This is a genomic window from Liquorilactobacillus nagelii DSM 13675, assembly GCF_019444005.1.
Lineage (GTDB): Bacteria > Bacillota > Bacilli > Lactobacillales > Lactobacillaceae > Liquorilactobacillus > Liquorilactobacillus nagelii.
Map to the genome: position 1 here is coordinate 1,181,864 of NZ_CP049304.1, position 24,190 is coordinate 1,206,053.

A 24,190-nucleotide genomic window follows, 5' to 3' on the forward strand; every position below is an offset into this window, starting at 1 on the left:
CTATAACTAAATAATTACAGAATAACAAGCAAAAAAGTAATAAATATTATTAGCCTGTGAAAATTCAATGAATTTTAGTCAAATTTTAATTGAAATTTAAACAAATTGTGAACTTTTTGATTTATTATTTTTTCATTTTGCAATTAATAGAAAGTTAGAAATCATTTATGGGAGAAATTATAAATTTAATGTTTCTTAAAAAAAGACTAACAAACGCTATTACATCGTTTGTTAGTCTTAATTTTTTTAACCCACGCTACCTTCCATCTGAAATTCAATCAAACGATTTAATTCGACTGCATATTCCATTGGCAGCTCCTTGGTGAATGGCTCAACAAATCCCATAATTATCATCTCAGTTGCTTTGTCTTCTGGTATTCCGCGACTCATTAAATAATACAACTGTTCTTCCGAAATCTTTGAAACCTTAGCCTCATGTTCCATCGAAACATCGCCATTTTTAACTTGATTAACTGGAATCGTGTCACTAGCACTCTGATCGTCTAGTATAATTGTGTCACACTCAACATGCGACTTCGAACCATCACTTTTTGGTCCAAAACGAACTTTACCACGATAGTCAGCTCGACCGCCATCTTTACAAAGGGACTTTGAAATAATTGAACTCGAGGTATTTTTAGCATTATGAATCATTCGCGCACCAGTATCCGAGACTATCTTCTTGCCAGCAAAAGCAATTGACAGCATCGTACCATGTGCACCTTGCCCATTCAAATAAACACTAGGATATTTCATGGTAACTTTTGAACCCAAGTTACCATCAACCCATTCCATTGTGCCATTTTCTAAGGCTTGAGCCCGTTTAGTTTCCAAACTATAAACGTTATTCGACCAGTTTTGAATCGTCGTATAACGGCAATAAGCGTCTTTTAAAACATTAACCTCAACAACGGCGGCATGCAAACTATCTTCAGAATAGTTTGGTGCAGTACATCCCTCAACATAGTTAACACTCCCGCCTTCATCAACAATAATCAAGGTCCTTTCAAATTGACCACTATTACCGGCATTAATTCGAAAATAACTTTGAATTGGGACCTTTGTCTGAACTCCCTTGGGAACATAAATGAAGGTTCCACCTGACCAAACAGCCGAGTTAAGGGCTGCAAATTTATTATCAGACGGCGGAATCAATTTTCCAAAATACTGTCGAACTAGTTCCGGATATTCTTGAACGGCGGAATCAGTATCCATAAAAACAATTCCCTGCTTTTCGAAATCTTCACGCATATTGTGATAAACAACTTCTGATTCGTATTGAGCTGATGAACCAGCTAAATATTTTCGTTCAGCCTCCGGAACTCCCAGCCGATCAAAGGTTGTTTTAATTTCACTAGGAACATCTTCCCATTTACGAGCAACATGTTGACTGTCCCGTCGAAAATAATTAATATGATCTAAATCAATTCCAGTTAGATCTGGACCAAAATCCGGCATTTCCATTTCCTGATAACGGGCAAAAGCCTTTAAGCGAAAATCCAACATCCAATCTGGTTCATTTTTAGCTGCTGAAATCTGGCGGACAGTTTCTTCAGTCAAGCCCTCACCAGTTGTTAAAATCGGTTCAATATCATCTTTAAAGCCGTATTTATATTCACCGCCTAAACCAAGCATATTAGCCTTTGTGGTATCTGCCATTAAAGTCGCCCCTTTCTTTATAATTGTTCATGTCGCATAATTCCAGCTGATGCCTGCCCATTTTCATTTTTTACTGCTTGATAAGCCGCTTTCCAAGCCAACGTGGCACATTTAATCCGAGCTGGGAATTTCGCAACGCCTTCTAAAATTGAAGCATCACCTAATATTTCCTCGTAATTAGTCGGTGGTTTTCCAATCACCATTTCTGAAAAAGTTTCAACCATCTGTTCAATTTGGCTGGGTGTTTTCCCGATGACTTCATCGGTCATCATACTTGCCGATGCCTGACTAATTGTACAACCAGAGCCAGAAAAAGCAATATCACTGACTTTTCCATTTTTTAAAGCCACTTCAACATTTAAAACATCCCCACAGGTTGGATTGCGTACTTCCAATCGATGATCTGCTTGTTTTAATGAACCATGGTGATGTGGGTGAGTCGCATGGTCTAACACAACTTGGCGGTATAAGTTATCTAATTTAGACAGTGCCATGATTGAAGAACTCCTTTGTTGCTTTGAGCGATGTCACTAAGCGCTGGGCATCCTCAAGATTATTGTATAAGTATAAACTTGCTCTAGCCGTAGCTGCAACATTTAAGCGTTCCATTAAGGGCTGAGCACAATGATGACCAGCTCGAACAGCAACGCCTTCCATATCTAATGCAGTTGCAACATCATGTGGATGCAACTTATCAAGATTAAATGAAATTACTCCAGTGTGCTTGGCTGGATCATGTGGTCCATATACTGTCACACCTGGAATTTCTAATAGTGCTGGCAATAAATACTTAACCAACTGTTGTTCATGGGCAGCTATTTTTTCCATTCCAATAGCAGACAAGTAATCAATCGCTGCTCCTAAGCCAATTACTCCAGCAATATTTTGTGTGCCACCCTCAAATTTCCAAGGTGCTGCTTTAAAAGTCGTTTTTTGTAGTTGAACCCAGTCAATCATTTCGCCACCAAATTCCAACGGTGGCATTTCAGCCAATAATTCACTTTTACCCCACAAAACACCAATTCCAGTTGGCGCCATTAACTTATGCCCGGAAAAAGCATAAAAATCTGCCCCCATTTGTTGAACATCAACCTTGATGTGTGGAGTCGATTGCGCTCCGTCAACGACCATTACAGCACCATGTTGATGAGCTAGCGCCGCAACTTTTTCGATCGGATTAATTACACCTAAGACATTTGAGGCCTGAGTTAAAGCCACAATTGCAGTTTTATCAGTAATCTGCTGTTGGACACTAGCCAGATCCAGTTCGCCTTCAGCCGTGATGTCAATGTATTTCAAAACAGCACCAACCTTTTGAGCCAACTGCTGCCAAGGTACCAAATTACTGTGATGTTCCATATAAGAAATCACGATTTCATCACCCGCTTTTACGTGGGTCGCTCCATAGCTAGCTGCCACCCAATTTAAAGCCTCGGTTGTTCCTTTGGTATAAACAATTTCTTGACTGCTGGGCGCATTGATAAAACGGGCAACTTTTCCTCTGACTGCTTCAAATTGTTCAGTTGCGCGTTCTGCCAGAGTATGCACACCACGATGAACATTAGCGTTATCATGATAATAATAGTGTTCCAATGCTTCAACAACTGCTTTGGGTTTTTGTGCAGTCGCAGCATTGTCTAAATAAACTAAAGATTCATCATTAACTTGCTGATTTAGAATTGGAAAATCAGCCCGATACTCACTCATCTTTTTGACCATCAACAAGCTTCCTTTCAATCGTATCTTTTAGTTGTTCACGAATTGAATCTGATGGAATTACTTCCAAAACCGGTCCTAAAAAGCCTCGAATTACTAACCGTTCAGCAATTTTTTGCGGCAAACCACGACTCATTAAATAATATAACTGCTGGGCATTTACCCGACCAATACTAGCCGCATGGCCAGCTTGAACATCATTATCATCAATCAACAAAACCGGGTTAGCGTCACCTTTAGCTTTTTTCGACAACATCAGTAACCGGCTTTCCTGCTGGGCATTAGCTCCCTTAGCACCTTTAATAATGTGGCCAATGCCATTAAAAATTAAGGTCGAACGCGATAAAATTACCCCATGCTGCAAAATATGCCCAATTGTATGTTTGCCAATATTAGTTACGCGCGTATCAATTCCTTGAATTTGACGGCCGGTTGAAATTGCAATAACTTTAACTTCAGCATGTGAACCGGCACCAACCAAATCAGAATCAAAATCGCCAACAATGTTACCATCGTTCATCATACCCATTGACCAGTCAATTTTAGCGTCATCGCTTAAATGACCTCGACGATTTAAGTAAGTCGTTGTGTTAGCACCTAGTCGATCAACACTGGCGAATTTAACGTGACTGCCTGCTTTGGCAATTACTTCAACAACAATACTTGCAGTCGTTGACTGTTCGCCAATTGTGGTTAGATTCTCTAAATAAGAAAGCTGACTATTTTCCTCAGCAACTAAAATTACATGATGCACAAAATCTTGACTTTGAGTAGCATCTTGAACGAAATAACTGGTAATTGGTTCAGTTAAAACTGTATTTTTAGGGACATAGACCAACAAACCACTAGTTAGCTGCGCCACATGCTGAGCGGTCAATAAGTCTTGATCATATTTAATCGCCTGTTGCATGAAATATTTTTTAATTAAGTCAGGGTGCTCTTTGAGGGCTGTCAGCCAATCACAAACAATTACACCCTGCTCAGCCAACTTTGTTAATCCAACTTGCTTAACTGTCGTTTGTCCCAACTGAACAATCAAATGTTTAGCAGACTGCAGCTTCAAATCAGCTAAAAGCTGCGGATCAGAACTTTGATATGCCAGTTCTTTTTTTAATTGAATCGGCCAACGCTGATAGCGAATTTTACCGAAATTTGGCAATTCTAAATTAGCGGCAGCTGTTAAAGCTTTAATTCGGAGTTCTGAAAACCATTTAGGTTCACCAGTTTTGGCCGCATAAGCAGCCACCGTGGGATATTTTTGCAGATTAATTGTCATCTTTTCATACCCCCTCTACGCGTCTTCGTCAACTAATTTAATATCCAAGCCCAGTTCATCGCGCAGACCAGCATAGCCCTCATCTTCAAGTTTTTTAGCCAATTCTGGACCACCTTGTTTGACAATCTTACCATCCATCATTACATGAACAACATCAGGAACAATATAATTCAATAATCGTTGATAGTGAGTAATGATTAAGGAACCAAATTCCGGACCACGCATTTGATTAACACCTCGAGAAACAACTTTCAATGCATCAATATCCAAACCAGAATCAATTTCATCAAGAATTGCAAACTTGGGCTTAATCATCATTAATTGTAAAATTTCATTTCGTTTTTTTTCTCCACCAGAAAATCCTTCATTTAAATAACGATCAGCCATTTCTTCTGTCATATCTAATACTTCCATTGCCTGATCCAAATCCTTCAAAAATTTTCGGATTGATAATTGGTCATCTTGTGGTCGGCGAGCATTTATGGCTCCACGAATAAATTCAGCATTAGTTACGCCGGGAATTTCGGCTGGATATTGCATCGCCAAAAAGAGGCCTGCACGTGCCCGCTCATCAACTGGCATTTTCAAAATGTCTTTACCATCTAAAAAAATTTCTCCCTGAGTTACTTTATAAGCCGGGTTGCCCATAATTGTCTCTGATAAAGTTGATTTACCAGTTCCGTTAGGCCCCATAATAGCGTGAATTTCACCTGTATGCATCACTAAATTAACACCTTTGAGAATTTTTTTACCTTCAATTGTTACGTGTAAATCCTTAACTTCGAGTGTTGACATGGCAAATTCCTCCAATTTAAATTACTCTTCAATTTTAGCCTAATTGCGAACCATTTTCAATTAGAAAAAGCAACTCATTCAGAGTTGCTTTCCCATTTTACCAATCTAAATTACTTGTTTTTAGAAAAATTATCTGTCAAGCCATTCCCAACTAAAGTCAAAAGTTTGTAAGAAGTGTCTCTAACAATGCAACAATCACAATCTGCTTAAATACAACGATTGCCAGCAAACAGCTCTAACATATTAATTACCAAAGTATTTTTAAGTCCATAAGCTGCCAGACGAACTAAATACTTACAGCCAAGCACCACTAATTTACTTTTCAATTCATCAATAGCAACAACAGCGGTGTTTTTGGAACGAAGCATAAAAAACTTTTGGCATAAAATCAGGAGGTGCTAACTTTATTTTTATCAAAAGTGAATAAAATTATTCCTGCCACTCTGTTTGATAAATATCTGGCTTAAATCCACAAGTAAAATGTTCATCTTCAATCATTAATGGACGTTTAATTAATTTTCCATCACTAGCCAGTAATTCACTTGCTTCTTGCTGACCCATCTGATCAATCTTATCTTTTAACTTAAGTTCACGATACTTAATTCCGCTGGTATTGAAAAAATACTTCAGTGGATGTTGATCCAACTTAATCAACTTTAGCAGTTGAGCTGCTGTTGGTGGTGTCTTGACAATGTCAATCTCCTGAAAATCGACTTGGTTTTCTTTAAGCCATTTCCGTGCTTTAGCACAAGTCGAACAGCGATTATAACAGTAAAAAGTTTTCACTTATCATCAGCCCTTTCTAGTTCATTATAGTCGAAGATTGAGAAAAATAAAATCTTCAGCTCTAAACTTTTTAGCTAACCACTTTTTCTAGGCACAAAAAATCCGTTAATCTCTGATTAAAGGTTAACGGACAATTTTTAATAATTTTAAATCTAATGAAATTCTTTAGTTGTACTAAACATGTAGCTTTTATTATGATAGCGCATTGACATAATTAAACCAATTCCAATCATGTTTCCAATCAAGGCTGAACCACCTTGACTAATAAATGGTAATGGAATCCCCGTCAATGGCAATAAACCAATACTCATGCCAATGTTTTCAAAAACATGGAATAAAATCATCATAATAACTCCAGTTGAAAGATAAGCATAGAACTCATTTTTAGTATCAAAAGTAACTTGAATCATTTGAAAAATCAATAACAAATACAAGAAGATCAAGACACATCCACCAATAAATCCAAAGTTTTCACCAATTACTGAAAAAATCATATCAGATTCTCTAACCGGAACGTAAACATTAGAAACGTTAAATCCTTTGCCTAAAATTCCCGCAGAACCAATAGCTTTCATACTCTGCCACAATTGATAACTACTCGTGGATGTATTAGCTGACGGATCAAGCCAAGCTTCAATTCGTTGAAACTGATACAGCTTAAAACCAATATCCGATAAAATTCCCCGTCCATAAACTACCAGTAGAATAGCTGCTGTTCCTAAAATCAAGAAAGTTGTCGCAACTGGCAGAATGATTTTCCAAGAAATTCCGGAAACTAAAATCATCCCACCCAAAATCGCAAAGAACACCAACATCGTTCCAAAATCATTTTGTAATTTCAACAAAACAGCAATTGGCAGTGTCCATAAAAACATCTTTCCAAGCAAATGCCAATCTGTAGTAACCGTGTGTTCAATAAATTCGTTATTATGCTGCGAAATTAACCTTGCCAACATCATAATATAAGCCGGTTTCATAACCTCCGCTGGTTGGAAGGTTAAACTACCGATTGCAAACCAGCTTTTAGCACCTGTGGATGCATAGTACGAGCGACTGTAAAGAAATAGCAGCGAAAACATTAGTGTTATTCCAACACCATACGCAATCGGCGCTAATTTCCATAACTGTTCAGCATCAAACTGCATGATTGCCACCACAGCTGCAATTCCAATTGCATACCAGATAAATTGCATCAACAACATTCGCCCGACACTGGTAGTACTCGTATCATGAGCTGCTGCCACAAAAATCGATCCCATTCCGATAACTGCTAAAACCAGCACCGAAAAAATAATTCCGTAATCAATTCGTACATCGTCGCTTTCTTCGCTCCGTATTCTTTTTTCTGTCAAAAATTTCTCTCCTCTCCACTAAAACTAAACCGAAATCTAATCTAAGCGGTGTAAGTGATAATTCCGTAACAAAAGATTAATCGCTTCTTTTTGAGAACCGGTTCGAAAAACTGACTGATTAGGGAAAACTGCTTGAAAACGTTGACCATCAGGAATCACCTGACCTAAACTATTATCAGCAATTTTTAATTCCAAAATCGTTTGACCATTTAATTTTTTTTCTTCTTCGACTACTTCAATATTTTTTTCTTTTTTTGACACTTTGTTCCTCCGATTTAGCTGTTTATTTTCTTTTTCCGTCATATTTTCTAAGATTCCGTTGCAGTGAAAAGTGGTCTGGTACCGGATCATAACCACCTTTTACCAAAGGATGACATCGAAGCAAACGGGATATTCCCATTAAACTCCCTTTTATTATCCCAAAACGTTCGATTGCTGTATAAGTATAGTGAGAGCAAGTCGGATAATAACGGCAACTAGGCGGAAAAAAAGGAGAGATTCCCTTTTGATAGCCACGAATTAACAATAAAAAAATTCGTTTCAAGTGAATCCTCCCCAAACTAATTATTTCTTGGATTTTTTATTTTGGCTTTTTTCGATATGATCTAATAAATATCCCGTTCCCATTGCAACATCGTCTAACGGGGTTTCTGCCACCATCACTGGAACCTTCAAGTGATTTGCAAACAACTGATCAATTCCATCTAACAAGGCACCACCACCCGTTAAAATAATTCCACGGTCAATAATATCTGCCGCTAATTCCGGTGGTGTTTGTTCTAAAACTTCTTTAGCTGCATCAATTACCGATAGCATCGTATCATGCAAAGCTTTTTCAATCTGATTAGAAGACAAGGTAATTGTTCGTGGTAACCCGTTGACGACATCTCGCCCGCGAATCTCCATTTCTTTGCTCCGATGATCAGCTAAAACCGTTCCAATTTCAATCTTAGCTTTTTCAGCTGTATGTTCACCTATTTGCAAATTATGAACTTTCCGTGCATAAGTCATAATGTCAACATTCAAGCGATCTCCAGCCACACGCAATGAGCGACTGACGACAATGTCTCCTAAAGAAATCACTGCAATATCACTTGTGCCACCACCAATATCAATTACCATACTACCACGTGGTTGAAAAATATCTAGACCTGCTCCAATAGCCGCAACTTTTGGCTCTTCTTCTAAATAAACATTTCCACCACCAGATTTTTCAGCGGCTTGACGAATTGCTTTTCGTTCAATTGAAGTTGTATTAGTTGGACAGCAAATCAGAATATTGGGTTTTGACATAAAGCCCTTTACATTAAGCTTTTTGATGAAATAAGACAACATTTGTTCTGTCATATCAAAATCAGCAATCACTCCGTCTTTTAAGGGACGTATTGCTCGTATATTACTTGGCGTTCTACCCACCATTTTATAAGCCTCTGAACCAACGGCCAGCACTCGTCCATTTGAAATGTCAATTGCCACTACAGAAGGCTCATTTAAAACAATCCCTTTACCTTTGACATTAATCAAGACATTGGCTGTACCCAAATCGATTCCGATATCCTTAGCCATAACAAATCTCCTTTAAATATTCTATGTACATGCAGTATAAAATTAACAAACAAAATCTGCAAAATCAGACTTCATTATAGCATAAATACTGAGGTACCAATATGGCTAGTTAGTAAGTTTAACAAAAAAGCAAAATTAATTATTAATTTCTGATGGAATAATAACCGCTTGATTGTCATCAACCACAACCCGGCGAATATCAGCTCCAAGTGCAGCTAGTTTTTGATGGAAATCATAATAACCACGATCTAAATATTTCAACTGTGTAACTTCCGTATAGCCTTCGGCAGCCAATCCAGCTAAAATTAAAGCCGCTGCGGCACGCAAATCAGTAGCTGCAACTTGGGCTCCCTGAAGCTTAGCTGGGCCAATCAAAAAGGCTGTATTGCCTTCAATCTTAAATTCAGCATTCATTCGTCGTAACTCGTCAAGATACATAAAACGATTTTCAAAGACCGTTTCGGTTAATGTACTTTGACCAGTAGCTAACAATTGTAAAACTGCAATTTGCGGTTGCATGTCCGTTGGAAATCCTGGATGTGGCATAGTTTTAACTGTTATCGGATTGAGTTTAGCTGGACCAATTACCCGAATACCTGCTGCACTTTCAGTCACTTTGACACCCATTTCTTCTAACTTAGAAATTAAGAGACGGTTGTGTTCAGCAATTGCATTTTCAATCAAAATATCACCTTGTGTAGCAGCTGCAGCTACCATAAATGTTCCCGCTTCGATTCGATCTTGAATAACCGTATGCTTGGTACCATGCATTTCTTTGACACCAATTATTTTAATCCGTTCAGTACCAGCGCCAGAAACCTTAGCTCCCATCTGATTAAGTACATTTGCCAAGTCGACAATTTCTGGTTCACGAGCAACATTTTCAATGATGGTCGTCCCAACAGCTAAAGTTGCTGCCATCATAATATTTTGAGTTGCTCCAACACTTGGAAAATCAAGATAAATGTTAGCACCCTTTAAACCAGTTGTCGTTGCTTCGATATAGCCATCATGCTGTTGAATATCGGCACCCATCGCTGCTAGCCCCTTCAAATGAAGATCAATTGGACGAGATCCAATTGCACAGCCACCTGGCATTGCTACCTTAGCATGTTTCAAACGTGCTAACAATGGTCCAAAAACAACAATTGAAGCTCGCATTTTTGAAACATATTTAAAAGGAGCTTCATAAGATAATTCACGGCTCGCATCAAGGACTGCTGTTTTTGCCTGCTCATCTAAAGCTACTTTAACATTTAAAAATCGTAAAAGATTGTTCATCATATGAACATCTGACAAAATCGGAACATTGTCAAGTTCTAACTGACCATCACTTGCCAATAAACTCGCTGCTAAAATTGGTAAAACAGCATTTTTAGCTCCTTCTATTTTAACAGAGCCATTCAAATGCGCCCCACCATGAATAATTATTTTTTCCAAGAGAACTCCTCCACATACTGATAAGATAGGTCAACCACTCCCAACTAAAGTCGAAAGCTTGTAAAACTGCACCAATTTGCTTAAATACAGCGATTGCCTGCAAGCAGACCTTACTGCTAATAACCAAGCCTTTAGAGTCCGCAGATGACGGACTTAATTCTGCTGTATCTTCATCAATGGCACTCCAATCGTGATTTGTGATAAGCAACGTCGAGACCAAGTACACGAAGTATTTAACCTTCAGCTACCTAAATAAAATCAGGAGATATTTGCCTGAATTTCATTAAACCAAGTACGAAAGGTTTCGCACATTATTGATGAAATCCAAAAAAAACGAGCTACAACCATACCCAATGGCAACAGCCAGAAAAATCAACAACCATTTAAAACTCCGTTGCTTTGAGGGAGCAATATAGCGATCCAACCGAAGTGATTGAAGCGAAGCAAACACAATAAAAATGAAAACAAAATTGCTGATTAAATTTAATAAAGCAGTTATACCATAATACTTCATTTTTTACCCTCCAGAGTTTCGCTTATATGATAGCATAAAAAAAACTAATCGTCCTTAAAAATGTAATAAAGTTGTAATCTTTTAATGATTAATTAATTTTTAGCTCAAAAAAAAAACTGTGCGAAATTTAATTCGCACAGTTTCCAAGAGTCCTCACAATTAGTGCTTAGCTACATTCAAACGATTAATGGCCCGCCGCAAAGAAATCTCTGCACGTTTCATCTGATCAGTATCATGTGTCTGCTTAGCTTTTTCTAATCGTTCCTCTGCCCGCTTTCTAGCTTTGGCAGCTCGCTCAGAATCAATATCTTCTTTACACTCAGCACTATTAGCTACAACCGTGGCTAAATTAGCCGAAAATTCAACAAAACCACCGCTAACAGCAATTTCATCAAACTGATCTTCAGTTCCAGTCTTCTTGACGCGAATTTCATCAATCGCTAATGATGCCAAAAAAGGAATATGATTAGGCAAGACACCCAATTCACCAATCGTCGTTTTAAAAACAACCATCGGCGTTTGTTTTTCAAAAACACTGCCATCGGGGGTTACAACGTTGACGGTCAATAAGTTTTGATCAGCCATTTGCCTCTGCCCCCTTATTTAGCAATGTTAGCATTCATTTTCTTAGCTTTTTCAACAACCTCTTCAATTCGGCCGACTGAACGGAAAGCATCTTCTGGTAAATCATCATATTTACCATCTAAAATTTCCTTGAAACCTTTAACGGTCTCTTTTACTGGAACATATGAACCGGGAACTCCAGTAAACTGTTCAGCAACATGAAAATTCTGTGATAAGAAGAATTGAATGCGACGTGCACGTGCAACAACAATTTTTTCATCATCAGATAATTCATCCATACCCAAAATTGAAATAATATCTTGTAATTCACGATAACGTTGCAAAACATGCTGAACTTCAGTTGCAACTTCATAGTGTTCTTCACCAACAATTTCGGGTGACAGTGCACTAGAAGTCGAAGCCAAAGGATCTACCGCTGGGTAAATACCTTGTTGAGTCAAGCTTCTTTCCAAGTTGGTTGTAGCATCCAAATGAGCAAAAGTCGTTGCCGGAGCTGGATCAGTGTAATCATCAGCTGGTACATAAACCGCCTGAATTGAAGTAACTGAACCTTTTTTAGTTGAAGTAATTCGTTCTTGCAACTGACCCATTTCAGTAGCCAAGGTTGGCTGATAACCAACGGCTGAAGGAATACGGCCCAACAAAGCTGAAACTTCAGAACCAGCCTGTGTAAAGCGGAAAATATTATCAATAAATAACAGCACGTCTTGACCTTCAACATCACGGAAATATTCCGCAATTGTCAACCCAGTCAAGGCCACACGCATCCGGGCACCAGGCGGCTCGTTCATCTGACCAAACACCATGGCAGTTTTCTCCAGAACACCGGATTCCTTCATTTCAAAGTAAAGGTCATTACCTTCACGAGTCCGTTCACCAACACCGGTGAAAACTGAAATACCATTATGTTCTTGTGCGATATTATGGATTAATTCCTGAATCAAAACGGTTTTACCAACACCGGCACCACCGAATAACCCGATCTTTCCACCTTTAATATAAGGGGCTAATAAATCAATAACTTTGATTCCAGTTTCCAGAATTTCGATCTTCGTATTTAATTGATCGTAAGGTGGAACACTCCGGTGGATTGGATCGCGGCGAACATCATCACCGAATTCTGTTCCACCATCAATCGGATTGCCTAAGACGTTGAAAACTCTTCCTAGCGTTTCCTTACCAACTGGTACTGAAATTGATGAACCTGTATCAATTACGTCTGCTCCACGTTGAATTCCATCAGTAGAATCCATCGCAACAGTCCGCATCATACCATCACCAAGTTCAAGTGATACCTCGATGACTAACTCAGAGCCATCCGTACGCTTTACATGCAGCGCATTGTTAATTTCTGGCAACGATTCACTAAGAGGAAATTGTACATCAACGACAGGTCCGATAACTTGGACAACCTTTCCTGTACTCATCTATCTAATTCCTCCCATCATCTCATTCAAGAGCTGCTTGAGCACCTGTAATTTCAGTAATTTCAGTTGTAATTGCACTTTGACGTGCTCGGTTAAACTGCAGCTGCAAAGATGAAATAATATCTTTAGCGTTATCAGTAGCTGATTTCATTGCAGTTGAACTTGAAGCATGCTCAGATGTCTTAGCATCCAAGATTGCTCCATAAATCAAGCTTTCAGCATACTGTGGTAAGACAACTTCTAAAATTGCCTCACTTGAAGGCTCCATATCATACTCTGCATGTGGTCCCTCAGCTTGTTCTTTCTTTAAATCATCACGGCCCAGATTCAAAGCTGAAATTGGCAACATCGGTTCAGCTCGAAATTCTGATGTCATTGTATTGACAAAGTGATTGTAGCAAACATAAAGTTCATCATAAAATCCTTCACCATACATTGATACAATCTTTTTCACCAATTCACGAATGTTTTGAAAGCGCGGAATATCAGCAATTCCTCGTTGCTCAAATATCACTTTGAAGCCCCGTTTTTTAAAGAAATCTGCTCCGGTTCCACCGATTGCAATAATAGCCGTATCCTCAGTTGTGTGGTTCCCTTTGGCAATTAATTCCAATGTTTGTTTAATAACATTACTATTATAACTGCCAACTAAACCACGATCAGAGGTAATTACCATGACACCAAAATGCTTAACTGGCCGCTTGATCAGCATATCCAATCCGGTGACTTCTTTTGTTTTTTCACCAGCTGGTGTAACTGAGCCAGCAGACTGACCATCAAGTAGATGTGATTGGGCTAAGTGTGTGATCACACTACGAATCTTATCCGCATAAACCTGATAACTAGTGGTATGTTTTTGGATCTGGCTCAACTTAGCGGTTGATACCATCTGCATAGCACCAGTAATCTGTTCTGTTTTTTTAGTCGAACTGATCCGTCGTTTAACTTCTTGTAATGAAGCTCCCATTAGTATTCACCACCCTTTCTTATTTTGCAGTTGCTTGAAAACCAGCAGCAAAATCTTTTAGGGCACTATCTAATTTATCAGTATCAGGCAAATTGCCAGTTTCTCTAATAACTTTCAGCAATTCAGACTGATTATTATCAAAGAATTCAAACAATTCATTTTGATAACGAATAACATCATCAATCGGAACATTGTCAATAAAGCCGTGAGTCAATGCGTACAAAATCAAAACTTGTTTTTCAACAGCTAAAGGTTCATGCAAAGGCTGCTTCAAAACCTCAACTGTCCGTCGACCACGATTCAACTTAGCTTGCGTTGCTGCATCCAAATCAGAACCAAATTGGGCAAATGATTCCAATTCACGATAAGAAGCTAAATCAACACGCAAAGTTCCAGCAACCTTCTTCATTGCCTTAATCTGAGCTGCTCCACCAACACGAGAAACTGAAGTTCCAGCATCAATCGCTGGTCGAACTCCAGAATAGAAGTTATCACTATCCAAGAAAATCTGTCCATCTGTAATTGAAATAACGTTAGTTGGAATATAAGCTGAAACATCCCCAGCTTTAGTTTCAATGAACGGCAAAGCTGTCATTGAGCCGCCGCCTAACTCGTCATTAAGTTTGGCAGCACGTTCCAATAAACGTGAATGCAGATAAAAAACATCCCCAGGATAGGCTTCACGACCAGGCGGACGACGAAGAATCAAAGAAAGTTCACGGTAAGCATCAGCTTGTTTTGATAAATCATCATAGACAATCAAAACATGCTTGCCGTTATACATAAATTCTTCACCCATTGCAGCCCCAGCATAAGGTGCTAACCACAGCAAAGGAGCCGGTGAAGAAGGACCAGCTGAAACAACAATTGTATAGTCCATCGCACCATAACGACGCAATGTTTCAACCTGACTACGCACAGTTGATTCCTTCTGACCGATTGCAACATAGATACAAATCATATTTTCCTTTTTCTGGTTAATGATTGTATCAATTGCCAGCGAAGTTTTACCAGTTTTACGGTCACCAATGATTAATTCACGCTGACCACGTCCAATCGGCACTAAAGCATCAATCGCTTTAATACCAGTTTGCAACGGTTCTTTAACAGATTGACGCTGCATAACACCTGGAGCCTTTTTTTCAACCGGACGAGTTTGAGAAGTTTTGATTTCTCCCATGCCATCGATTGCTTGACCTAATGGATTAACAACTCGACCAATTAATTGATCACCTACAGGAACTTCCATAATCCGGCCAGTACGTTTAACACTATCGCCTTCACGAATGCCCTTAAAGTCACCTAGAACAACGATACCTACATCGTCAACTTCCAAGTTTTGAGCCATCCCATAAGTTCCATCTTCAAATTCTAGCAGCTCACCAGCCAAGGCGTTATCCAACCCATTAGCTCGAGCGATCCCATCACCAACATAGGTAACGGTTCCGACTTCGTCAACTTTGAGTTCGTCTTGGTAATTTGCTAACTGCTGTTTAATCAGAGCACTGATTTCCTCAGCCTTAATGCTCATAGAAGTTTCACCTCTTTACCAAATTATTTCAATAGCAGCCGCTTAATTTTCGCAAGCTTAAATCTTAATGAGCCATCATAAATGTAGTTATTAGATTTCAAAACGACCCCGCCCATAATGCTTGGATCGACCTGATCTTCTAAAATTACTTTATCGGCTCCAACAACTCTTGCAAATGAAGCTGCTAATTTCTCCTTTTGAGCATCATCCAGTGCAATTGCTGTCGTAACTCTAGCATGAACGGTTTTTTCATACTGATCATTTAAACGAATATATTCGTCAATGATCGCGCTAAGATCTTTTATCCGATTATAGTCAAATAACATTCTTAATAAATTGGCTGTCAAAGGTGAAGCGGCTTTAATGATAATATCCAAAACAGCTTTCTTTTCTTGATAGCTAACTTGTTTGCTAAGTAAAACTTTAATCAAATCTGGATTATCTGCTAGCAAAGTTTTTAACTCTGCTAGTTCTGCTAAAAGCTTCGTTCGCTGCTGTTTTTCTTCAGCTAAGCTAAACAAAGCTTGTCCATAACGCCGGACAACGGTTGCTTTATTTAACTTCATTTTGCTTCCCCAACCCTTCAATGTAAGAATCAATTAAAGCTTTTTGATCTTCCAGCTTTAGATTCTTAACGATGACCTTCGAAGCAATTGCTAAAGATAGTTCAGCAACGTCATCTTTAACGCTTTCCAGCGCATCTTGACGTTCGCGAGCAATATCTTGTTTAGCATTTTCTTTAAGTGCTGTTACTTCTTGATGAGCACCATCAATAATTTTTGATTTTTGCTGCTCGCCATTGGTTTTAGCACGATCAATAATTTGTGAAGCTTCAACATGAGAATCTTTCAACGCTGCTTGGCGCTGATCTGCTAGTTTTTCAGCCTCTGCTCGTGATTTTTCAGCATTATCAATATCTGAAGCAATCTTTTCGGCACGTTTCTCCATCATTGAAGTAACTGGGCCCCAAGCGAAATGTTTGATCAAAGCAACTAAAACTAAAAATAATACCAAGTAGAAAATCGTGTCACCCCAGTAAATACCACTGGCAGCACCTAATAAAAATTCTGCGCTCATTGATTGACACCTCCTATTTTGTCAAATCGTAATAACATCGAACAGTTACTACTTGGCAAGCAAGAGGAATGAAATAACGATGGCGATAATCGGCACAGCTTCAACCAAACCAACACCGATAAACATATTAGTTCTTAGTTTACCTTCTAATTCAGGCTGACGAGCCATACCTTCAAGCATCTTAGCGATAACCAAGCCATCACCAATCGCACCACCAATCGCCGCACCGGCTGCAGCTAAACCTGCACCAATCAAAGCTAATGAAGTCATAATAAAAATCCTCCTTAATTACTCTTTTTCAACTTTTTGAGAAATATAAACCATTGTCAATGTGACAAATACGTAGGCTTGGATACTTCCAATAAAGACCGAGAAGCCTTGCCAGATAATTTCAAGTGGCACTGCCGGAACAAATGAAGCAATTCCATAAGCCTTGCTGAATTGATAAATCAACTTCAGCAGAACCTCGCCGGAATAGATATTACCATACAGACGAAGAGCTAGAGTCAAGAAATTCGTAAATTCCTCTAAGATGCTGATTGGCAGCAAGAACGGAATCGGACTCAAATAAGTATTTTTAAAATACCCTTTAAAGCCGAATTTTTTAACTCCAAGAAAATGAGCCAATAACAAAACCATAAATGCCAATGTCATAGTTGTCATTACATTCGCAGTTGGGCTTTTAACGTAGGTGACATTATTAACTGTAATCTGCAGCATCAAGCCAAGTTGGTTCGACACAAAAATAAAAGAAAACAGTGTAAAAATCAATAGGCCAAATTTTTGGCTGTCTCGATTCGGCATTGTACTTTTGATTATGCTATTGGTAAAATCGATGATCCACTCAATCACGTTCTGCTTTCCAGTTGGCTTCATTTCAATTCTTCTTGCGAGAAAGAACATTAAAAAGAAAACAATGGCCGCCGCAATTAAGCCCGGAACATCATTTCCTAAATTGAAAGGAATGCCAAAAAAAGTCTGAACATTAGCTCCTTCGTTCACTAAGTTTCACCTCTTTTCACTCCAGATGCATCGCCCAGCGACATAAAGAAAGTTACAACAAGTTCCAAAGATTCCAATCTCTGAATACAATGAGAATGATACCACCATTTTACAAAAAACACAAAATGTTTTTAAAAGCAAAGAAGCGCTTTCTGTAGCTTTTTATCAGCTTAAATTTCAGAAAATCAGGTCAAAAAGAAGTTTATTTTCGACGTTTTTTCATGAATTTGTGCATTGATTCGCAAATTGAATGAAAAATGACCAATTAGTTTGCAAAAAAACAGTTAAGAAATACTTATATTTCTTAACTGTCGTTACCATAATTCAGTATTCAATTAATCCAACCAAAAGCTGATCAGCCTGCACCTAGCAGTGCAACAACCATATTTTAGCTAGACGTACTTTCAAGCCTTTAGAGCTCAGGTTTTACGCGAATAACTAAATATCGCAATGAAGCTATCCTGTTTCACTTTGCAGTTCAGCAACAGCACGCAAATCGTGGCTTTGATAAGAATTGTCAAAGTGGAATATAATTAACTACCTAATTAAGAACAGGCGGTTGCTGCCTTAATTTGCATTAGATTATTATTTTGTTCCGAACAAACGATCACCAGCATCGCCTAATCCAGGTACAATATAGCCATCTTGATTCAAATGATCGTCTAAAGCAGCCGCAAAAATATCAATATCCGGATGTGCTTTGCGTAAAGCTTTGACCCCTTCTGGAGCTGCAACTAAGCAAACAAATTTAATGCTAACTGCTCCACGTTTTTTCAATGCATCAACAGCCATAATTGCTGAGCCACCAGTTGCCAACATTGGATCAACAATAAAAATTTCTCGACTTGCCAAGTTATCCGGCATCTTAACAAAATACTCAACTGGTTTTAAGGTTTTTTCGTCGCGATACATTCCAACATGACCAACTTTAGCTGCTGGAATTAATTCTAAAATACCGTCAACCATTCCCAACCCGGCTCGTAAAATTGGCACAATGACAACTTTTTTACCGGCCAAATGCTTCATTTTCGCCTTAGCGATTGGTGTTTCGATCACGCAATCTTCTAATGGCATATCACGTGAAACCTCATATGCCATTAATTCAGCAATTTCATTGACAACTTCACGAAACTCACGAGTACCACAATCTTTATCACGAATAATCGACAATTTGTGTTGAATCAATGGATGATCTAAAACTTTAAATTTTCCCAATTTTGCCACTCCTTTATTATCCTTGTATATTTTAGCGGATAATGCCTCAGTTGACCAGACTTAACTGCCAATAATTTTATTACTTGAAAAATTGATTCCCAGAAGATTTTTTCAAGCGATTCATATACGCTAATCCAAGGCCCTTTTCTGGATAAGCAGCAGTTAAAATCCAGTTTACCTTTTGCTGATCATCAAAATTGCGCAAACCGGCAAATAATCGCTGACTGGCAGTAACTACATCTACTCCTAAATCAAATGGCAGACATTGTGATGGCAGTTTTTGCTGCAAGATATTGGTGGGAGCCATCACGCCGATTTTTTCCGACTGGTTAGCTGCCCAGGCTAAGGCTTGTGGCCACTGATCTGATCGCACCATTAAAACTTGAGCATCAGGGGCATAATGCTTATATTTCATCCCGGGAGCTTTAGGTATTTCTTTAGCACCGACTTGGTGAATTTCTGAATTAACCGGTTCTGCCAAAATTTCTTCTAATTGAGCAACCGTCACAGCACCGGGCCGCAATACAGCTGGCTGCTTGGTTGACATATCGATAATAGTTGATTCAACCCCAACTTTTGTCGGGCCATCATCAACAATTCCCGCAATTCGACCTTCTAAATCATGAAAAACATGTTGAGCGGTTGTGGGACTGGGTTTACCTGAAGAATTGGCAGATGGTCCAACCAATGGTACTCCAGCCAATTCAATCAGTTTACGAGTAACTTCATTTGCCGGCATCCGAAAAGCTGCCGTTTCTAACCCGCCGGTAACTGCTTTAGAAAGCGAACCTGGTTTAATTTTAAAAATCAGCGTCAGCGGACCGGGCCAAAATTTTTGAATCAATTTTTGGGCAGCCGGACTAATTTCTGCAACATATTGCTGCACCATTTCCAATGAAGCTACTGTTACAATCAATGGATTGTCTGATGGACGCCCCTTAGCCAAGTAAACTCGTTTGACAGCCTGTTGATTAGTGGCATCAGCACCTAAGCCATACACCGTTTCGGTTGGAAAAGCAATCAGCTCTCCTTTTTGTAGCTCAGAAGCTGCTATTTTCAACTCACTAGGTTGATAGATTTTGGTAATTAACAAAGACTTACCTCCCCGTAAAACAGGACTGTAACAAATTATTTTGCTCAGTCCTGCCTAAAATTTGATTGACTAAATACCTAACTGTACCCTGTTTATTACTTATCTGACTTAAGGCAAACTCGAATCATCCGGTCTTTGCCTGTAATATCTTTTTTTACTGTAATTTTTGCAGTAGGCAACTGTTGGTGAAAAATCTTTTTAACTGCAGCGGCTTGCTGAAACCCAATCTCAACATATAATCGACCGTTGTCCGTTAACTTGGCTGCTAATTGTTTCGCTAACCGACGATAGATTTTTAAGCCGTTTTCAGCAGCAAACAACGCCATCGCAGGTTCATGCTCTAAGACACTGCGATCCATCAATGGACGCTCGTTTTCAGCAATATAAGGCGGGTTTGAAATAATTAAATCATACTTGCCTAGCAGTGGTTGTAATAAGTCTCCTTCAATTGTTACAACCTCTGCTAATAATTGCTGAGCATTTTTTTGAGCAATTTTTAACGCTGCTCCAGAAAGATCCGTTAAGGTCAGTTGCCAACTTGGTCGAACTAACTTAAGTGAAATTCCAATTGCCCCACTGCCGGTTCCAACATCAACTGCTTTTAAAGACTCATTTTGCGGAAAGTCTGCTAAGATCCATTCAACTAATTCCTCAGTTTCTGGTCGCGGGATTAAAACTGCTGGATCCACCGAAAATTCATGACCAAAAAAAGCTGCTTTACCTAATAAATACTGCACTGGCCAACCAGCTAAATACTTTTGAATTGCTTTTTTCAACTTTTCTTGTTGTGAAGTTGGCATTATATTTCTTTGTTGGCGCAGTAATTCAATTGGTGTCCAACCTGTTATTCCCAATAATAATTCAGTAACTGCTGGCACTTCAGCTCCTTGATTAATAACAAGTTTTTGATATTGTTGCTGAACTTGAAAGTAAGTTTGTTGCTTACTCATTTTGCAGCTGCTCCAATTTTTTGGTTTGATCAAATAAAATCAGTGCGTCAATTACTTCTTCGAGGTTGCCATTCATAATTCGATCCAGTTTGTTAAGACTTAAACCAATTCGATGATCAGTAACGCGATTTTGTGGGTAATTGTAAGTACGAATTCGTTCAGAACGATCACCAGTTCCAACAGCCGATTTTCGATTTTCATCATACGCCTTTTGTTCTTTTGAAGAATAATAATCATACACTCGAGCTTTTAAAATCTTCATTGCTTTTTCACGGTTTTGTTGTTGTGAACGCTGATCTTGCATGGCAACCACAATTCCCGTCGGCAAATGAGTCATGCGAACAGCTGATGATGTCTTGTTAATATGCTGTCCACCAGCACCCGAAGACCGGTAAACATCAACACGGATATCTTTAGGGTCCAAATCAATTTCAACATCTTCTTCTTCTGGCATAACAACAACTGTAGCTGTTGAAGTATGGACTCGACCAGCTGATTCTGTAACTGGTACTCGCTGTACTCGGTGCGCGCCACTCTCATATTTTAATTTTGAGTAGACGCTTTTCCCATTAATTACCAAAGCAATTTCTTTAAAGCCACCAACCTCAGTCACGTTTTTATCAACGACTTCAATTGTCCAGCCCTGTTTCTCGGCATATTTAGTATACATATCAAACAAATCACCAGCAAAAAGACTCGCTTCATCCCCGCCAGCAGCACCACGAATTTCCATAATAATATTTTTATCATCATTCGGATCTTTAGGCAGTAACAAAACTTTGATCTTTTCTTCTAGTTGATCACGCGTTTCTTTAGCTTGTGCAAGTTCATCTTTAACCATTTGGGCCATCTCATCGTCAAGCTTATCGTTCAACATTTCCTCATCATCTTGAATTGTCTGAACCGTTTTTTTATACTCGCGATATTTTTCAACTGTTTCCCGTAAATCAGCCATTTCTTTTGACAGTTTAGTAAACTTTGTTGTATCCGCAATAATTTCTGGATCCGACAACAGTTCACCTAATTCTTCATAGCGATCTTCAACTGTCTGCAGCCGATTAAATAATTCATTCATTCCCGCTTTCCTCCATTAATCAATTAATTTCTACTACTACAAGTCTATCCGACACAACGGCGGATGCAAATAATGACGGCGACAAACTGGATAATAACTTTCGTTGCCACCAATTTTTATTTGCTCGCCACTATAAGCCGGTTGACCATTATCAATTCGCAAATTCATGATGGCTTTTTTATTACAAAACCAGCAAATTGTTTTCATCTCTTCGATTTTATCCGCATAAAGCAATAAATATTTCGAACCTTCAAACAATTCATTGCGAAAATCATTTTTTAAACCAAAGGTCATTACCGGAATCTTTAGTTCGTCAACAATTCGAGCCAGTTCGGCCACATGTTGTTTCTTTAAAAATTGTGCCTCATCGACCAAAATGCAAGCTAATTTTACTGGGCTTTGGCTAACTAGTTCAAAAATATTCGTTTGTTTAAAAATCGGTTTTGCTTGCCTCTTCAACCCAATTCGACTAGCAATTTCACCAATTTTTTCACGATTATCAACTGCACTTGTCAGCAGCATGACTTCTTTTTTTTGCTCTTCATAATTATGTGCAACTTTGAGAATTTCGATGCTTTTGCCGCTGTTCATTGCCCCATAGCGGAAAAATAATTGTGCCACCATTAACAACTCCAAATTTAGACTTTCATCTTAAGTATATATGATTTTCTGCAAAAATTCACTAAACGGAATAATTATCACTAAAAGTATCTTTCTTAAGACTAAAAAAACATCTACCATCAGTATTTTATGATATGATAAAAAACAGTAAATAAATACGTACGACCCATTTTTGAATGGAGGAACACAGTCATGTCATTAAGAAGTACGGCAGCCATTGCTGTTGGAAAAAGTTCACATTGGTTTTTACATCATTTTCTGCATGGTGGAACCTCTTTGCCGGGAAAAGTTACTTTAGCATTGGACCCTGATGTTTTAGAAACTTTGGGAACCAACTATGAAACAGTACTAATCACCGGAACAAACGGGAAAACCCTGACAACTGCCTTAACGGTTAAAGTTTTACAAACAACTTATCAGAATGTTTTAACCAATCCAAGTGGTTCAAATATGAAGCAAGGAATCGTAACAGCTTTTTTAACTGCTACTAAAGCTGCTAGTGGAAAGCAATTAGCTATTTTAGAAACCGATGAAGCAAACGTTGAATTAGTAACTCGTTATCTACATCCAAAAGTTTTTGTGTTAACCAATATTTTTCGCGATCAAATGGATCGCTACGGTGAAATTTATACCACTTATGATAAAATTTTAGATGGTATTCGTTTAGAACCTGATGCAACAATCATCGCTAACGGAGATGCCCCCATATTTAATAGTAAGAACTTGCCCAACCCAACTATCTATTACGGTGTTGACTTGGGAAATGATCGCCAATTACAGGCAGCTCCCAATACTGATGGTTTACTTTGTCCTAATTGCCAGCATATTTTACGTTACCATCAACTAACCTACAGTAACTTAGGAAAGTATTACTGCCCTAACTGCGGTTTTTCCCGACCCAAATTACAACATACTGTTAATGCTATAATTGAACAAACTCCAACTAGTTCGACAATTAAAATTGATGGTCAGGATCTAACTTTGCATATTGGAGGCACCTATAACATTTACAATGCTTTAGCGGCATACAGTGTTGGTCGCTTTTTTAATATTCCAGCCTCAAAGATTACTTTAGCATTGGATGATCAAGACCAAAAAGTTTTTGGTCGTCAAGAAGTAATTGAGTTAGAAAACAAAGCCTTAACCTTGATTTTAGTCAAGAATCCAGTCGGGCTCGATCAAGTTTTACAGATGATCAAAACGGATAAACAACCCTTTTCTCTGGCAGTTTTATTAAATGCTAATTATGCCGATGGAATTGATACTAGCTGGATTTGGGATGGGCGTTTCGAACAACTACCATTTAATCGAATTCCTACTATCTTAGCGGGAGGCGAGCGCTGGCGCGATATCGCTTTCCGACTAAAAGTTGCCGGAGCTGATCAAACTGAATTTAAACAAATTGAGTCATTACCAGCAGTTCTAGAAAGCTTGAAACGAGCTCCTACAAAACACATCTACGTCTTAGCAACTTATACGGCCATGTTACAATTACGCAAATTAATGGCTGAACAGGGTTATGTTCAGGAGGGGATGGATTAAA

The 24,190-nt window shown here is 38.6% G+C and carries 27 protein-coding genes; 1 reads left to right on the forward strand and 26 read right to left on the reverse strand.

Features of this window, described 5'->3' with window-relative positions:
- Window positions 1-246 precede the first annotated feature (246 nt).
- The 26 genes from sufB to G6O73_RS06235 all read right to left on the reverse strand — a co-directional run bounded on the left by sufB (window position 247) and on the right by G6O73_RS06235 (window position 22,647).
- Window positions 247-1,659, reverse strand: coding sequence for a Fe-S cluster assembly protein SufB (gene sufB / locus G6O73_RS06110; RefSeq protein ID WP_057885494.1), 1,413 nt, complete (start codon window positions 1,657-1,659; stop codon window positions 247-249).
- Between the two features lie 17 nt (window positions 1,660-1,676).
- Window positions 1,677-2,153 carry a Fe-S cluster assembly sulfur transfer protein SufU gene (sufU, locus tag G6O73_RS06115; protein WP_057885493.1) on the reverse strand — a complete coding sequence of 159 codons (477 nt, stop codon included), beginning with the start codon at window positions 2,151-2,153 and terminating at the stop codon, window positions 1,677-1,679.
- Window positions 2,140-3,378, reverse strand: a complete 1,239-nt coding sequence (locus G6O73_RS06120; RefSeq protein WP_057885492.1) for a cysteine desulfurase — start codon at window positions 3,376-3,378, stop codon at window positions 2,140-2,142. The genes sufU and G6O73_RS06120 overlap by 14 nt, the downstream gene beginning before the upstream one ends.
- Window positions 3,359-4,651 (reverse strand): Fe-S cluster assembly protein SufD, encoded by a 1,293-nt coding sequence (gene sufD / locus G6O73_RS06125; RefSeq protein WP_057885491.1) that lies wholly within the window; start codon window positions 4,649-4,651, stop codon window positions 3,359-3,361. The genes G6O73_RS06120 and sufD overlap by 20 nt, the downstream gene beginning before the upstream one ends.
- A 15-nt stretch (window positions 4,652-4,666) precedes the next feature.
- Window positions 4,667-5,446 (reverse strand): Fe-S cluster assembly ATPase SufC, encoded by a 780-nt coding sequence (gene sufC, locus G6O73_RS06130; protein WP_057885490.1) that lies wholly within the window; start codon window positions 5,444-5,446, stop codon window positions 4,667-4,669.
- A gap of 206 nt (window positions 5,447-5,652) precedes the next feature.
- Window positions 5,653-5,814 carry a hypothetical protein gene (locus G6O73_RS06135; protein ID WP_157056664.1) on the reverse strand — a complete coding sequence of 54 codons (162 nt, stop codon included), beginning with the start codon at window positions 5,812-5,814 and terminating at the stop codon, window positions 5,653-5,655.
- Between the two features lie 61 nt (window positions 5,815-5,875).
- On the reverse strand, window positions 5,876-6,232 hold the full coding sequence (locus G6O73_RS06140; protein ID WP_057885489.1) for an arsenate reductase family protein: 357 nt from the start codon (window positions 6,230-6,232) through the stop codon (window positions 5,876-5,878).
- A gap of 152 nt (window positions 6,233-6,384) precedes the next feature.
- Window positions 6,385-7,584, reverse strand: a complete 1,200-nt coding sequence (locus tag G6O73_RS06145) for an FtsW/RodA/SpoVE family cell cycle protein (RefSeq protein ID WP_057885488.1) — start codon at window positions 7,582-7,584, stop codon at window positions 6,385-6,387.
- A 36-nt stretch (window positions 7,585-7,620) separates the two neighbouring features.
- A complete protein-coding gene (locus G6O73_RS06150; RefSeq protein WP_057885487.1) occupies window positions 7,621-7,845 on the reverse strand; it encodes a DUF2969 domain-containing protein in 225 nt (74 codons plus the stop codon).
- Between the two features lie 22 nt (window positions 7,846-7,867).
- Complete coding sequence (yidD, locus tag G6O73_RS06155) at window positions 7,868-8,128, reverse strand: membrane protein insertion efficiency factor YidD (RefSeq protein ID WP_057885486.1); 261 nt, start codon at window positions 8,126-8,128, stop codon at window positions 7,868-7,870.
- 20 nt (window positions 8,129-8,148) lie between these two features.
- A complete protein-coding gene (gene mreB, locus G6O73_RS06160; RefSeq protein ID WP_057885485.1) occupies window positions 8,149-9,150 on the reverse strand; it encodes a rod shape-determining protein in 1,002 nt (333 codons plus the stop codon).
- Window positions 9,151-9,285: 135 nt separating this feature from the next.
- Window positions 9,286-10,590 carry a UDP-N-acetylglucosamine 1-carboxyvinyltransferase gene (murA, locus tag G6O73_RS06165; protein ID WP_057885484.1) on the reverse strand — a complete coding sequence of 435 codons (1,305 nt, stop codon included), beginning with the start codon at window positions 10,588-10,590 and terminating at the stop codon, window positions 9,286-9,288.
- A gap of 283 nt (window positions 10,591-10,873) precedes the next feature.
- Entirely contained in the window at window positions 10,874-11,104 is a 231-nt protein-coding gene (locus G6O73_RS06170) for a DUF1146 family protein (RefSeq protein ID WP_057885483.1), read from the reverse strand.
- 159 nt (window positions 11,105-11,263) lie between these two features.
- Window positions 11,264-11,689 (reverse strand): F0F1 ATP synthase subunit epsilon, encoded by a 426-nt coding sequence (locus G6O73_RS06175; protein WP_057885482.1) that lies wholly within the window; start codon window positions 11,687-11,689, stop codon window positions 11,264-11,266.
- A gap of 14 nt (window positions 11,690-11,703) precedes the next feature.
- Window positions 11,704-13,116 (reverse strand): F0F1 ATP synthase subunit beta, encoded by a 1,413-nt coding sequence (atpD, locus tag G6O73_RS06180; RefSeq protein WP_057885481.1) that lies wholly within the window; start codon window positions 13,114-13,116, stop codon window positions 11,704-11,706.
- 22 nt (window positions 13,117-13,138) lie between these two features.
- Window positions 13,139-14,083 (reverse strand): F0F1 ATP synthase subunit gamma, encoded by a 945-nt coding sequence (locus G6O73_RS06185; protein WP_057885480.1) that lies wholly within the window; start codon window positions 14,081-14,083, stop codon window positions 13,139-13,141.
- Window positions 14,084-14,102: 19 nt separating this feature from the next.
- Window positions 14,103-15,614 carry a F0F1 ATP synthase subunit alpha gene (gene atpA, locus G6O73_RS06190; RefSeq protein ID WP_057885479.1) on the reverse strand — a complete coding sequence of 504 codons (1,512 nt, stop codon included), beginning with the start codon at window positions 15,612-15,614 and terminating at the stop codon, window positions 14,103-14,105.
- Window positions 15,615-15,637: 23 nt separating this feature from the next.
- A complete protein-coding gene (gene atpH, locus G6O73_RS06195; RefSeq protein WP_057885478.1) occupies window positions 15,638-16,180 on the reverse strand; it encodes an ATP synthase F1 subunit delta in 543 nt (180 codons plus the stop codon).
- Complete coding sequence (atpF, locus tag G6O73_RS06200) at window positions 16,167-16,691, reverse strand: F0F1 ATP synthase subunit B (protein WP_057885477.1); 525 nt, start codon at window positions 16,689-16,691, stop codon at window positions 16,167-16,169. Before atpF ends, atpH begins: the two co-directional genes overlap by 14 nt.
- A 48-nt stretch (window positions 16,692-16,739) precedes the next feature.
- The gene (gene atpE / locus G6O73_RS06205) at window positions 16,740-16,961 is read right to left on the reverse strand and encodes a F0F1 ATP synthase subunit C (protein WP_057872531.1); all 222 of its coding nucleotides are present in this window, start codon (window positions 16,959-16,961) and stop codon (window positions 16,740-16,742) included.
- 18 nt (window positions 16,962-16,979) lie between these two features.
- Window positions 16,980-17,693 (reverse strand): F0F1 ATP synthase subunit A, encoded by a 714-nt coding sequence (gene atpB, locus G6O73_RS06210; RefSeq protein ID WP_057885476.1) that lies wholly within the window; start codon window positions 17,691-17,693, stop codon window positions 16,980-16,982.
- Window positions 17,694-18,278: 585 nt separating this feature from the next.
- Window positions 18,279-18,908 (reverse strand): uracil phosphoribosyltransferase, encoded by a 630-nt coding sequence (gene upp, locus G6O73_RS06215; RefSeq protein WP_057885475.1) that lies wholly within the window; start codon window positions 18,906-18,908, stop codon window positions 18,279-18,281.
- A 79-nt stretch (window positions 18,909-18,987) separates the two neighbouring features.
- Window positions 18,988-20,001, reverse strand: a complete 1,014-nt coding sequence (locus tag G6O73_RS06220) for an L-threonylcarbamoyladenylate synthase (RefSeq protein WP_057885474.1) — start codon at window positions 19,999-20,001, stop codon at window positions 18,988-18,990.
- Window positions 20,002-20,096: 95 nt separating this feature from the next.
- Window positions 20,097-20,951, reverse strand: coding sequence for a peptide chain release factor N(5)-glutamine methyltransferase (gene prmC / locus G6O73_RS06225; RefSeq protein WP_057885473.1), 855 nt, complete (start codon window positions 20,949-20,951; stop codon window positions 20,097-20,099).
- The gene (gene prfA / locus G6O73_RS06230) at window positions 20,944-22,026 is read right to left on the reverse strand and encodes a peptide chain release factor 1 (RefSeq protein ID WP_057885472.1); all 1,083 of its coding nucleotides are present in this window, start codon (window positions 22,024-22,026) and stop codon (window positions 20,944-20,946) included. The genes prmC and prfA overlap by 8 nt, the downstream gene beginning before the upstream one ends.
- Before the next feature lie 36 nt (window positions 22,027-22,062).
- Window positions 22,063-22,647, reverse strand: a complete 585-nt coding sequence (locus G6O73_RS06235) for a thymidine kinase (protein WP_057885640.1) — start codon at window positions 22,645-22,647, stop codon at window positions 22,063-22,065.
- 192 nt (window positions 22,648-22,839) lie between these two features.
- Between G6O73_RS06235 and G6O73_RS06240 the strand changes: the two genes are divergently transcribed.
- Window positions 22,840-24,189: a Mur ligase family protein gene (locus tag G6O73_RS06240; protein WP_057885471.1), complete on the forward strand. Its 1,350-nt coding sequence runs from the start codon at window positions 22,840-22,842 to the stop codon at window positions 24,187-24,189.
- The last annotated feature ends 1 nt before the right edge of the window (window position 24,190 follow it).

Excerpts from the sequence above, each read along its gene's own strand:
- sufB (WP_057885494.1), bottom strand. The coding sequence starts at position 1,659 with ATGGCAGATACCACAAAGGCTAATATGCTTGGTTTAGGCGGTGAATAT.
- sufU (WP_057885493.1), bottom strand. The coding sequence starts at position 2,153 with ATGGCACTGTCTAAATTAGATAACTTATACCGCCAAGTTGTGTTAGAC.
- G6O73_RS06120 (WP_057885492.1), bottom strand. The coding sequence starts at position 3,378 with ATGGTCAAAAAGATGAGTGAGTATCGGGCTGATTTTCCAATTCTAAAT.
- sufD (WP_057885491.1), bottom strand. The coding sequence starts at position 4,651 with ATGACAATTAATCTGCAAAAATATCCCACGGTGGCTGCTTATGCGGCC.
- sufC (WP_057885490.1), bottom strand. The coding sequence starts at position 5,446 with ATGTCAACACTCGAAGTTAAGGATTTACACGTAACAATTGAAGGTAAA.
- G6O73_RS06135 (WP_157056664.1), bottom strand. The coding sequence starts at position 5,814 with ATGCTTCGTTCCAAAAACACCGCTGTTGTTGCTATTGATGAATTGAAA.
- mreB (WP_057885485.1), bottom strand. The coding sequence starts at position 9,150 with ATGGCTAAGGATATCGGAATCGATTTGGGTACAGCCAATGTCTTGATT.
- G6O73_RS06170 (WP_057885483.1), bottom strand. The coding sequence starts at position 11,104 with ATGAAGTATTATGGTATAACTGCTTTATTAAATTTAATCAGCAATTTT.
- G6O73_RS06175 (WP_057885482.1), bottom strand. The coding sequence starts at position 11,689 with ATGGCTGATCAAAACTTATTGACCGTCAACGTTGTAACCCCCGATGGC.
- atpD (WP_057885481.1), bottom strand. The coding sequence starts at position 13,116 with ATGAGTACAGGAAAGGTTGTCCAAGTTATCGGACCTGTCGTTGATGTA.
- G6O73_RS06185 (WP_057885480.1), bottom strand. The coding sequence starts at position 14,083 with ATGGGAGCTTCATTACAAGAAGTTAAACGACGGATCAGTTCGACTAAA.
- atpA (WP_057885479.1), bottom strand. The coding sequence starts at position 15,614 with ATGAGCATTAAGGCTGAGGAAATCAGTGCTCTGATTAAACAGCAGTTA.
- atpH (WP_057885478.1), bottom strand. The coding sequence starts at position 16,180 with ATGAAGTTAAATAAAGCAACCGTTGTCCGGCGTTATGGACAAGCTTTG.
- atpF (WP_057885477.1), bottom strand. The coding sequence starts at position 16,691 with ATGAGCGCAGAATTTTTATTAGGTGCTGCCAGTGGTATTTACTGGGGT.
- atpE (WP_057872531.1), bottom strand. The coding sequence starts at position 16,961 with ATGACTTCATTAGCTTTGATTGGTGCAGGTTTAGCTGCAGCCGGTGCG.
- prmC (WP_057885473.1), bottom strand. The coding sequence starts at position 20,951 with ATGAGTAAGCAACAAACTTACTTTCAAGTTCAGCAACAATATCAAAAA.
- prfA (WP_057885472.1), bottom strand. The coding sequence starts at position 22,026 with ATGAATGAATTATTTAATCGGCTGCAGACAGTTGAAGATCGCTATGAA.
- G6O73_RS06240 (WP_057885471.1), top strand. The coding sequence starts at position 22,840 with ATGTCATTAAGAAGTACGGCAGCCATTGCTGTTGGAAAAAGTTCACAT.